The organism is Streptomyces sp. 150FB, from assembly GCF_000818195.1.
Taxonomy (GTDB): domain Bacteria; phylum Actinomycetota; class Actinomycetes; order Streptomycetales; family Streptomycetaceae; genus Streptomyces.
Genome location: NZ_JTHL01000001.1, coordinates 651,975 through 662,258 on the forward strand (window position 1 = coordinate 651,975; position 10,284 = coordinate 662,258).

Here is a 10,284-nt window from a genome sequence, read left to right on the forward strand (position 1 = left end):
GGTACGCGGCGGCCTGCCCAGCCTCATCGTCGAGGTGGCGTCGCCGCCCGACCCGGCCACCGCCGCCAGCAGCGCGGCCGCCGTGGCGGCGTCGGGTCGCAGCGCCGGGTCCTTGTTCAGCAACTCCTGGAGTACCGGGAACAGCGGTCCGGCCAGGCGTGGTTCGGGCAGCGGTTCGGTGACGATGGCGGTGAGCGTCGACCAGGTCGACGTACGCCGGAAGGGCGAGCCGCCCTCCACGGCGGCGTAGAGGGTCGCGCCGAGTGCCCATACGTCGGAGGCCGGGCCCGGCGGCCGGCCCTGGGCGCGTTCGGGCGCCAAGTAGTCAAGCGAGCCGACCAGTTCACCGCTGCGGGTGAGGTTGGTCGAGGAGCCGTCGCCCGGGTCGTCGATCGCGGCGATCCCGAAGTCCGTGAGCACGACCCGGCCGTCGTTGTCGAGCAGGACGTTGCCGGGCTTGACGTCGCGGTGCAGCACTCCCGCGCGGTGCGCGGCGCCGAGCGCCTCCATCACCTTGGCGCCGATCGCGGCGGCTTCGCGGGGGTCGATGGTGCCACGCCGGGCCAGTACGTCGTCGAGGGAGGGGCCGTCGATGAGTTCCATGACGATGACGGGGCGGCCGTCCTGCTCGGCGACGTCGTGCACGGCGACGACTCCGGGGTGCCTGATGCGCGCGGCCGCGCGGGCCTCGCGCTGCATCCGTACGCGTAAGTCGGCCAGTTCGGGTCCGGCCGCGTCGGTGAAGGTACGCAGTTCCTTGACCGCGACCTCACGGCCGAGGACCTCGTCGACCGCGCGCCACACGATCCCCATGCCGCCCCGGCCCAGTTGGTCGACCACCCGGTAACGCCCCGCCAGCAGCCTGCCCGATTCCTCGCCTTGCATGTTCTCCCCCGTCAACGCCTTTGCTCCGTTCGCCTGTTGGAACCCGCTGGTGCGGTGGTCGTTCAACAGACTAGGGGCACGGGCGGACAGAGAGGAGTTACCGGCCGGTTGCGGTGAGTCCGGCGCGGCGGGGGCTCGCGAGGCCTTCCAGTTCGGCCCGGGCCAGGCCGCTGAGGCGGGTGACTTCGTCGGCGTCGAGGGCTCCGCAGTCGAGGCCGCGCAGCAGGTAGCCGCTGAGCGCCTTGGCGGTGGCGGGTTCGTCCATGATGTCGCCGCCCGCCCTGGCGACATACGCGGCGAGGCGCGCGGCCGCCGCTTCCAGGCCCTCGCGGTAGAAGGCGAAGACGGCGGCGTAACGGGTCGGGAGGTGGCCCGGGTGCATGTCCCAGCCCTGGTAGTAGGCGCGGGCCAGGGCCCGCCGGGTGAGGCCGTAGTGGAGCTTCCACGCCTCGTGGACCTGGGCGGTGGGTCCGACGGGCAGGACGTTGGTCGAGCCGTCGCAGACCCGTACGCCCGTTCCCGCCGCGGCGACCTGCATGACGTCCTTGGCGTGGTCGGCCGCCGGGTGGTCGCTCGACTGGTACGCGGCGCTGACGCCGACGCAGGCGCTGTAGTCGAAGGTGCCGTAGTGCAGGGAGGTGGCCCGGCCTTCGGAGGCGCCGATCATCCGGGCGACGGTGGCCGTGCCGTCGGCGGCGAGGATGGACTGGCTGGTCTCGATCTGGATCTCGAAGCCGATCCGCCCGTGGTCGAGGCCGCGCGCCTTCTCGAACTCCTCCAGGAGGCGCACCATCGCGGTGATCTGCTCCGGATAGGTGACCTTGGGAAGGGTGAGGACCAGCCCTTCCGGCAGGCCGCCCGCCTCCAGGAGCCCGCTGAGGAAGATGTCGAGGGTGCGGATGCCCCGGTCGCGCACGGCCGCTTCGAGGCACTTCATCCGGATGCCCATGTAGGGGGGCGCTGTCGGGTGCGCTGTCGGCGGCGCCGTGCCGTCGCCGTACGCGGCGTGGACCAGCCGGGCGGCGCGCGCCGCGTCCCTGTCCTCCTCGGCGTCGGGGCGCGGTCCGTAGCCGTCCTCGAAGTCGATCCGCAGGTCCTCGACGGGTTCGCGCTCCAGCTTGGCCCGTACCCGGTCGTACACCGGCCCGGCGAGGGCGTCGGAGAGGCCGAGGACGCGGGCCAGCGAGGCGGCGTCCGGGGCGTGTTCGTCGAGGGCGGCCAGCGCCTGGTCGCCCCAGGAGCGGACGGTGCCGGCGGTGAAGGCGTCGGCGGGTACGTAGACGGTGTGGACGGGCTGCCGGGTGGCGGGGTCCCCGGGGTAGCGGCGGGCGAGTTCCGCGTCGACCGGTGCGAGGTAGGCACCGAGGGACGCGCTCAGCGCGCCCGGGAGGCTCGTGGCCACGTTCTCCTGCTGCCCCATCCCCTGCACCCTCCTGGTCGCCGGCGTAACGGTGCCGTACCCGCACACCGGCTCGCGGTTCAACAATCTGTTGAACGCATTTAATCGGGGGGCCCTCTCCGCGTCAATGGCGGCCGGAGGGCGGGGATACGGCGCGGGGCCGCGCGGTCGAGTTCACCGCGCGGCCCCGGGCCGTGAGAGAGGGAGAGCGAGAAGGGGTCAGCCCTTGCGGCTGTTGACCTCTTCGGTGAGCTGCGGGACGACGGCGAAGAGGTCGCCGACCACGCCGTAGTCGACCAGGTCGAAGATCGGGGCCTCGGAGTCCTTGTTGATGGCCACGATGGTCTTCGAGGTCTGCATACCGGCCCGGTGCTGGATCGCGCCCGAGATCCCCGACGCGATGTAGAGCTGCGGGGAGACCGACTTGCCGGTCTGGCCGACCTGGTTGGAGTGCGGGTACCAGCCGGCGTCGACAGCGGCGCGCGAGGCGCCGACAGCCGCGCCGAGCGCGTCGGCGAGGGCCTCGATGACGGCGAAGTTCTCGGCGCCGTTGACACCGCGGCCGCCGGAGACCACGATCGCCGCCTCGGTCAGCTCGGGGCGCCCGCTCGCCTCACGCGGGGTGCGGGAGACGACCTTCGTACCGGTCGCCGTGGCGCCGAAGGTGACGGAAAGCGTCTCGACGGCACCCGCCGCGGGGGCGGCCTCGACGGGCGCCGAGTTCGGCTTCACCGTGATGACCGGAGTGCCCTTGGAGACACGGGACTTAGTGGTGAACGCGGCAGCGAAGACCGCCTGGGTGGCGACCGGACCCTCGGCGCCCGCCTCCAGGTCGGTGGCGTCGGTGATGATGCCGGAGCCGATACGGACGGCGAGGCGCGCCGCGATCTCCTTGGCCTCGGCCGAGGAGGGCAGCAGCACGGCGGCCGGGGACACCGCGTCGTACGCGGCCTGGAGGGCGTCGACCTTGGGGACGACGAGGTAGTCGGCGAACTCGGGGGCGTCGGCGACCAGCACCTTCACCGCGCCGTGCTCGGCGAGGGTGGCGGCGGTGGCCTCGGCGCCCGCACCGAGCGACAGCGCGACGGGGTCACCGAGGCGGCGGGCCAGCGTCAGCAGCTCCAGGGTGGGCTTGCGGACGGCACCGTCCACGTGATCGACATAGACGAGAACTTCAGCCATGGGGTCTCTCCTGCGAATGTGCGAGCGGTCTGAGGGGCGGTGAGGGGCCCCGGCCGGGGCCAGGGATCAGACGAACTTCTGGCCGGCCAGGAACTCCGCGAGCTGCTTGCCGCCCTCGCCCTCGTCCTTGACGATCGTGCCCGCCGTGCGCGCCGGACGCTGGGCCGCCGACTCGACAGCCGTCCACGAACCCGCGAGACCGACCGCTTCCGCGTCGATCTCCAGGTCCTCCAGGTCCAGGGCCTCCACCGGCTTCTTCTTCGCGGCCATGATCCCCTTGAAGGACGGGTAGCGGGCCTCGCCCGACTGGTCCGTCACCGACACGACGGCCGGCAGGGACGCCTCCAACTGCTCGCTCGCGGCGTCGCCGTCCCGGCGGCCCTTGACCGTGCCGCCGTCGACGGAGACCTCGGAGAGCAGCGTGACCTGCGGGACACCCAGACGCTCGGCGATCATCGCGGGCAGCACGCCCATCGTGCCGTCCGTGGACGCCATGCCGCAGACGACGAGGTCGTAGCCGGTCTTCTCGATCGCCTTGGCCAGCACCAGCGACGTACCGAGCGCGTCGGTGCCGTGCAGCGCGTCGTCCTCGACATGGACGGCCTTGTCGGCGCCCATGGAGAGCGCCTTGCGCAGCGCGTCCTTCGCGTCCTCGGGTCCGACGGTCAGCACGGTGATCTCCGCGTCGTCCGCCTCCGCAGCGATCTGGAGCGCCTGCTCCACCGCGTACTCGTCGAGCTCCGACAGCAGGCCGTCGACGTCGTCACGGTCGACGGTCAGGTCATCGGCGAAGTGCCGGTCACCGGTGGCGTCGGGCACGTACTTCACACAGACAACGATCCTCAAGCTCACGCCGGCTCTCCTACTGCATCGTCATTTCTGGGCTGCCTTGTTGCAGGCAGCATAGGCGCCTTATGGGGCGGTTTCCGGTCGGGGGACCGGCGTACCGGAGTAAATATTACTCGCCAGTACAGCTACTCGCTTACCCCTGAGCAAGCGCTTATAACTGTGACGTTGCCGACGCCCGGAGCAGCGCGAAGGCGGTCTCAGTCGCGCAGCGCCTTGAAGCGTCCCTGGTGGTAGAGCAGCGGCCGGCCGGCTTCCCCGGGGTCGCCCACGACGACCTCGGCCACGATGATGCGGTGGTCGGCCGCCGGGATACGGGCGACGACGCGGCAGACCAGCCAGGCGAGGACGCCGTCCAGCAGCGGTACGTTCCCGGGCCCCGGGTGCCAGGTGGTGGGCGGCGCGAAGCGGTCGGCGCCGCTGCGCGCGAACACGGCAGCCAGCTCCTCCTGGTGCTCGCCGAGTATGTGTACGCCGACGTACTCCGTCTCCGCGATCACCGGCCAGGTCGAGGACGACGTACCCACCCCGAAGGAGATCAGCGGCGGTTCGGCGGCGACCGAGTTGAGCGAGGTGGCGGTGAATCCGACCGGCTGCTCACCCTGCGCCGTGACGACCGCCACGCCTGCCGCGTGCCGGCGGAACACGGAGCGCAGCAGATCGGGGGAGGCCGTCCGGGCAGTGCCGAGATCGGGGGTCGCCGCCATGCGAGAAGTCCTTACGCGAGGGATGTATGGGGGGCCTTGACCGCTCAGGCACCCGGACGGAGCGCACCCGCGTCGCGGCCCTGGCCCGCCTGGGCCCGGCCGGGGAGAAGGAGTTCGTTCGGCATGCGGTCAGCCTGACGACCCGCGCCGGGTGCGGTCAAGGGCGTACTTCACAGGGCCTCCCCGAGTGCGGCGATCACATCCGCCTTGCGGGGCGCGCCCGCCGCCCTGCGGACGACGCGCCCGGCCGCGTCCAGGACCAGGACCGTCGGCGTCCTGAGGATGTTCAGCTCCCGTACGAGCTCCAGCCGGTCTTCGGCGTCGATCTCCACATGGGAGACGCCTTCGACCATGCCGGCCACATCGGCGAGGGTGCGCCTGGTGGCCCGGCAGGGCTGGCAGAACGCGCTGGAGAACTGGACGAGCGTCGCCCGCTCCCCCAGCTCAGCGCCCAGTTCGGCGGCGCCGAGCCTCGTCGCCGCCGTCCCGCCGTTGTCGCCACGCACCTTCAGCCTCCCGTCACCGCGCCTGCGGAGCAGCCCGAACACGGTCGCGGCCGCCAGTATCGCCGCGCACACGATGAGTCCCGTGAAGTTCACAGCCCTATGAAGCGTTCACACGACTGTCAAATATTCCGACTCCCATACGTGGCGGGGCCGATGGATGCTTGCGGGCATGAACACGCACATCGACACCGGCACCGGTACGGCCCCCGACATCGACGTCAGGGGGCCGCGCTTCGGGGCCGCCGTGACCACCGTCGTACTGGCCGCGGTGCTCGTCACCGGCAGCGGCGCCCTGCTCGGCTGGCAGGCCCTGTGCTTCGCGCTGGGCACCTTCGCCGGCGTGGGCGGCTCACCGTACGGCTGGCTGTTCCGTACGGTCGTGCGTCCGCGCCTCGGGCCGCCGACCGAGTTCGAGTCGCCGGCTCCGCCGCGCTTCGCGCAGGGCGTCGGCCTGGCGTTCGCGGTGATCGGCCTCGTCGGTTACTTCTGGGGCCCGGAGTGGCTGGGACTCGCGGCGACCGCGTGCGCGCTGGCCGCCGCCTTCCTCAACGCGGCGTTCGGCTACTGCCTGGGGTGTGAGATGTATCTGGTGCTGCGGCGGACGGCGGCGGGCCTGCGGTGAGTCGTGGGCGCGGGTGCGTGACGTCGGTGCGGGAGTGACGTGACGAGAATCTCGCCGTGTCCCCAGTCGAGGACTGGTCACGGCGGCGGGTTTGGGGCACCCTTTGCCCAATGCCGAAAACCTACGGCTGCGTAACTTCCGCAGGGAGCATCCTCCCCGGAACAGAAGGGTCCTCACCTGATGGCAGAGCTTGTCTACCGGCCGGTCATCGGCTTCGCCCGTACGATGTTCAAGGCGCTGGACCTGAGGATCGACACGCAGGGCGCCGAGAACATCCCGCGCAGCGGTGGGGCCGTCCTCGTCAGCAACCACATCAGCTATCTGGACTTCATCTTCTCCGGGCTGACGACGCTCCCGCAGAAGCGTCTGGTGCGCTTCATGGCGAAGGAGTCGGTCTTCCGCCACAAGATCTCCGGCCCGCTGATGCGGGGCATGAAGCACATCCCGGTCGACCGCGACCAGGGCGAGAAGGCGTACTCCCACGCGCTGGACTCGCTGCGCTCCGGCGAGATCATCGGGGTCTTCCCCGAGGCGACCATCTCGCCGTCGTTCACGCTCAAGAGCTTCAAGTCCGGTGCGGCGCGGATGGCCCAGGAGGCCGGCGTACCGCTGATCCCGATGGCGCTGTGGGGCACCCAGCGGCTGTGGACCAAGGGCCGGCCGCGTAACTTCAGGCGCAGCCACATCCCGGTGACGATCCGGGTCGGCGAGCAGGTCGAGGCGCCCACCGACCAGTACGCGGGCGCGATCACGCGGCGGCTGCGCGAGCGGGTGCAGGAGCTGCTCGAAGCGGCGCAGCGCGCCTATCCGGTACGGCCCAAGGACGCGAACGACACCTGGTGGGTGCCGGCGCACCTCGGAGGGACGGCGCCGACGGCGGCGGAGGTACGCGGGGCCGCCCGCTGACGACCGGTCACCCCGGTCCGTCCTTGCCCGGTCCGCCCGTCCTGTCCCGCGGGCGGATCACCGGGCGGGGCGGACCGTGATCCGCGCGCCGGGGCTCAGCTTCTCCAGCGACTCGGCGAGTTCGGCGCCGGCCGCCGCCAGTTCGCCCGCGGTCACCGGCGTGAGCGCCTCCAGCAGGAAGTACGCGTTCACCGACTCCTCCGTGAGCTGGGTGCGGACGCACTGGCGCCAGCTCCAGCGCCGGCAGGTGACACCTTCGTCGTCGCACCAGACAACTTCGCCGGGCTCCGGGTGCTCCACGGCCGGCTCGCCGCCGGCGACGGTGTGGAACGGCTCGTCGCCGGTGGCGCGTATCAGCCGTACCGGACCCGAGAGGTGATCGGTGTCCTCGCCGCCGACCGGCATCAGATGGGCGACGCTGACCGCGTTGTAGGCGTCGACGAGCAGGTTGATCCGGGGCAGTCCGCCCTCGGACAGGGCCCGCCTGGCGAGCGCCTCGCCGGAGTTGCGCGTACGGGACGGTTTGGCGCCGAAGGCGGTGAACGCGGCGCGCCACGCCGCCATGTGCGGGTCCTCGTGCGGGGCGCGGTCGTCGAGCCGGGCCGCGAGCCGGCGGGCAGCGTCGTCGAGCAGGGCGGAACTGTCGGCGTTGCTGGGGCCGTTCACCAGGTCGCGCGCCTCGATGAGGCAGTGGGCGTAACCGGGTACGAGGGTGGCCACCTCGTCGGACACGGTGAGGTTGAGGGGCATGGTCCGGGGTACCTCGGAGCTTTCTCGGTGCGGGTTCGCTGGGTTTGCGAGGTTCGTCGGGGACGGGGCTTCGGCGCGCGCTTCAGAGCGTCGCGGGTAGCGTCCTGTCCAGGTGCGGCCGGTCCCGGGCGGCTTTGAGTACCGTCAGGACGGCGGGATGTGGTGCAGCATAGAGTACTGGATAGCCCACTTCACTGCACTCCGGGCGGAGCGCGAAAGCCAGCCGCTCGACGCCGAGGGAGAACCGCGCGTCGACACCCGGTTTGTTGCCGCGCGGATCCTGCCGGGCCCAGCGCTCCTCGCCGGGCAGCCTGACGGCGACCAGGCCGTGGACGACACCGAGCCCCTGATAGCCACCGAGCCCCTGATAGCACAGGGCGGCCGGGAGGCCCCGGGCCCGCAGGAGCGCCGTGAGGGCGTGCGCCTTGGCGTAGCAGATGCCGGTGCGCTGTTCGAGGACGTCGGAGGCGCGCCAGGTGACGCGGAGGTCTCCGGAGTCCATGGAGTGCGGGATGGTGTCGCGGACGAAGACGAACGCCGCCTCGGCGTATGTATATGCGTCCGCGCCGACCGGGGCCAGGCGCGCGGCCGTCTCCCGTACGAGCGGATGCTCATGGTCGATGGCCTCATCGGCCCCTAGATAAGCGGACAGCTCGGGAACTTCCTGGATCAGCGGCATGTCCGGTGACCCTACCGAGGGCGGGCGAGCGGTTCCACTACTTTTCCGTCGTCCGGCATATGTATGCGAGGCGGGATCCCGGACGAGACGGGATCTAGGCGCTCTGGGCGGCCAGCTCTTCCTTGATCCCCTGGAGGAAGCCGTCGATGTCGTCCTCGGTGGTGTCGAAGGAGCACATCCAGCGCACGTCCCCCGGCGTGCCGTCCCAGTCGTAGAAGCGGAAGCGCCGCTGGAGCCGCAGCACCACGTCGTGGGACAGCCGCGCGAAGACCGCGTTGGCCTGGACGGGGTAGAGGATCTCCACGCCGTCGAGCGCCCGTACGCCTTCGGCGAGCCGCTGCGCCATCGCGTTGCTGTGGCGGGCGCTGCGCAGCCACAGATCGCCGGCGAGCAGCGCTTCGAGCTGCACGGACACGAACCGCATCTTCGAGGCGAGCTGCATGGAGAGCTTGCGCAGGTACTTCATCGCGTGCGCGGCCTCCGGGTCGAGGACCACGACCGCCTCGCCGAAGAGCATGCCGTTCTTCGTGCCGCCGAAGGACACGATGTCCACCCCGGCGGCGTTGGTGAACGTACGCATGGGTACGTCGAGGGACGCGGCGGCGTTCGCTATCCGCGCGCCGTCGAGGTGGACCTTCATGCCGCGCTCGTGGGCGTGGTCGCAGATGGCGCGGATCTCGCCGGGCGTGTAGAGCGTGCCCACCTCGGTGCTCTGGGTGATCGACACGACCTGGGGCCGCGCCCGGTGCTCGTCGTCCCAGCCGTACGCCTGGCGGTCGATCAGCTCGGGGGTGAGCTTGCCGTCCGGCGTCGCCACGGTCATCAGCTTGAGCCCGGCGACCTTCTCCGGCGCGCCGCACTCGTCGGTGTTGATGTGCGCGGACTCGGCACAGACCACCCCGCCCCAGCGGTCGGTGACCGCCTGGAGCGCGACGACGTTCGACCCGGTGCCGTTGAAGACCGGGAACGCCTGGGCCGTGGGGCCGAAGTGGCTGTGCATGATCCGCTGGAGGTGGTCGGTGTAGTCGTCCTCGCCGTAGGAGGTCTGGTGACCGCCGTTGGCGAGGGCGAGGGCGGCGAGGATCTCCGGGTGCGCCCCCGCGTAGTTGTCACTGGCGAAGCCGCGTGCGCCGGGGTCGTGGTGGCGGCGGGCGTCGGTCGGCCTCACGGCTCGGGAGTCAGCCACAGACGGGTTCCATTCACTTCCTGGGCGGGCCGGTCCCAGACCCCGGCGATGACCTCGGCCAGTTCCTTGGCGTCCGTGAAGCCCGCGAACTTCGCATTCGGGCGCTCGGCGCGCATCGCGTCGTGCACCAGTGCCTTGATCACCAGGATCGCAGCAGCGGCGCGCGGCCCTTCGTCGCCCCCCGCCTTGCGGAAGGAGTCGGCCAGCGCCAGGGTCCAGGCCTCGGCGGCGGCCTTGGAGGCCGCGTAGGCGGCGTTGCCCGCCGTGGGGGTGGTCGCTCCGGCGGCGCTGATCAGCAGGAAGCGGCCCCGGGCGCTGCGGAGCAGGCCGTCGTGGAAGGCGAGGGACGTGTGCTGGACCGTACGGATCAGCAACTTCTCCAGCAGGTCCCAGTCGGCCAGGTCGGTCCCGGGGAAGGTGGCGCTGCCGCTCCAGCCGCCGACGAGGTGGACGAGGCCGTCGATCCGGCCGAACTGGCTCTCCGTCTTCTCGGCCCACTCCCGGGTCGCCCCGAGGTCGAGCAGATCGACCGTGTCGCCGGTGACGGTGGCTGCGCCGTGCTCGTACCGCGCGGCGTCGACGACCTCGGCGAGGCGCGCCGCGTCGGCGTCCGAGC

General features: G+C 71.5%; 12 protein-coding genes. 2 read left to right on the top strand and 10 right to left on the bottom strand.

The features are described 5' to 3' along the window. The 6 genes from QR77_RS02730 to QR77_RS02755 all read right to left on the bottom strand — a co-directional run. Positions 1 to 885, bottom strand: an 885-nt coding sequence (locus QR77_RS02730; RefSeq protein WP_150130538.1) for a serine/threonine-protein kinase, incomplete at its 3' end; no start/stop codon positions are given. Between the two features lie 97 nt (positions 886 to 982). Further along, a complete protein-coding gene (locus tag QR77_RS02735; RefSeq protein WP_040019483.1) occupies positions 983 to 2,305 on the bottom strand; it encodes an aldolase/citrate lyase family protein in 1,323 nt (440 codons plus the stop codon). Positions 2,306 to 2,503: 198 nt separating this feature from the next. Next, a complete protein-coding gene (locus QR77_RS02740; RefSeq protein ID WP_040019484.1) occupies positions 2,504 to 3,466 on the bottom strand; it encodes an electron transfer flavoprotein subunit alpha/FixB family protein in 963 nt (320 codons plus the stop codon). A 66-nt stretch (positions 3,467 to 3,532) separates the two neighbouring features. Next, positions 3,533 to 4,318 carry an electron transfer flavoprotein subunit beta/FixA family protein gene (locus QR77_RS02745; protein WP_040019485.1) on the bottom strand — a complete coding sequence of 262 codons (786 nt, stop codon included), beginning with the start codon at positions 4,316 to 4,318 and terminating at the stop codon, positions 3,533 to 3,535. A 194-nt stretch (positions 4,319 to 4,512) separates the two neighbouring features. After that, complete coding sequence (locus QR77_RS02750; RefSeq protein ID WP_040019487.1) at positions 4,513 to 5,019, bottom strand: flavin reductase family protein; 507 nt, start codon at positions 5,017 to 5,019, stop codon at positions 4,513 to 4,515. A gap of 170 nt (positions 5,020 to 5,189) precedes the next feature. After that, positions 5,190 to 5,618, bottom strand: coding sequence for a thioredoxin family protein (locus tag QR77_RS02755; RefSeq protein WP_040019488.1), 429 nt, complete (start codon positions 5,616 to 5,618; stop codon positions 5,190 to 5,192). A gap of 76 nt (positions 5,619 to 5,694) precedes the next feature. Between QR77_RS02755 and QR77_RS02760 the strand changes: the two genes are divergently transcribed. Together QR77_RS02760 and QR77_RS02765 are read left to right on the top strand one after the other, a co-directional pair. Next, positions 5,695 to 6,147: a DUF4395 domain-containing protein gene (locus QR77_RS02760; RefSeq protein WP_052488484.1), complete on the top strand. Its 453-nt coding sequence runs from the start codon at positions 5,695 to 5,697 to the stop codon at positions 6,145 to 6,147. 180 nt (positions 6,148 to 6,327) lie between these two features. After that, entirely contained in the window at positions 6,328 to 7,053 is a 726-nt protein-coding gene (locus tag QR77_RS02765) for a lysophospholipid acyltransferase family protein (protein ID WP_040019489.1), read from the top strand. Between the two features lie 57 nt (positions 7,054 to 7,110). Here the strand turns inward: QR77_RS02765 and QR77_RS02770 are convergent, their stop codons facing one another. From QR77_RS02770 to QR77_RS02785, 4 genes are all read right to left on the bottom strand, one after another. Next, positions 7,111 to 7,803, bottom strand: coding sequence for a phenylalanine--tRNA ligase beta subunit-related protein (locus QR77_RS02770; protein ID WP_040019490.1), 693 nt, complete (start codon positions 7,801 to 7,803; stop codon positions 7,111 to 7,113). An 82-nt stretch (positions 7,804 to 7,885) separates the two neighbouring features. Beyond that, entirely contained in the window at positions 7,886 to 8,482 is a 597-nt protein-coding gene (locus QR77_RS02775; protein ID WP_040019492.1) for a transglutaminase family protein, read from the bottom strand. Positions 8,483 to 8,576: 94 nt separating this feature from the next. Continuing rightward, positions 8,577 to 9,668, bottom strand: coding sequence for a low specificity L-threonine aldolase (locus QR77_RS02780; RefSeq protein ID WP_040019493.1), 1,092 nt, complete (start codon positions 9,666 to 9,668; stop codon positions 8,577 to 8,579). After that, the coding region (locus tag QR77_RS02785) for an SDR family NAD(P)-dependent oxidoreductase (protein ID WP_040019494.1) at positions 9,647 to 10,284 on the bottom strand (638 nt) is incomplete at its 5' end. The genes QR77_RS02780 and QR77_RS02785, both read right to left, overlap by 22 nt.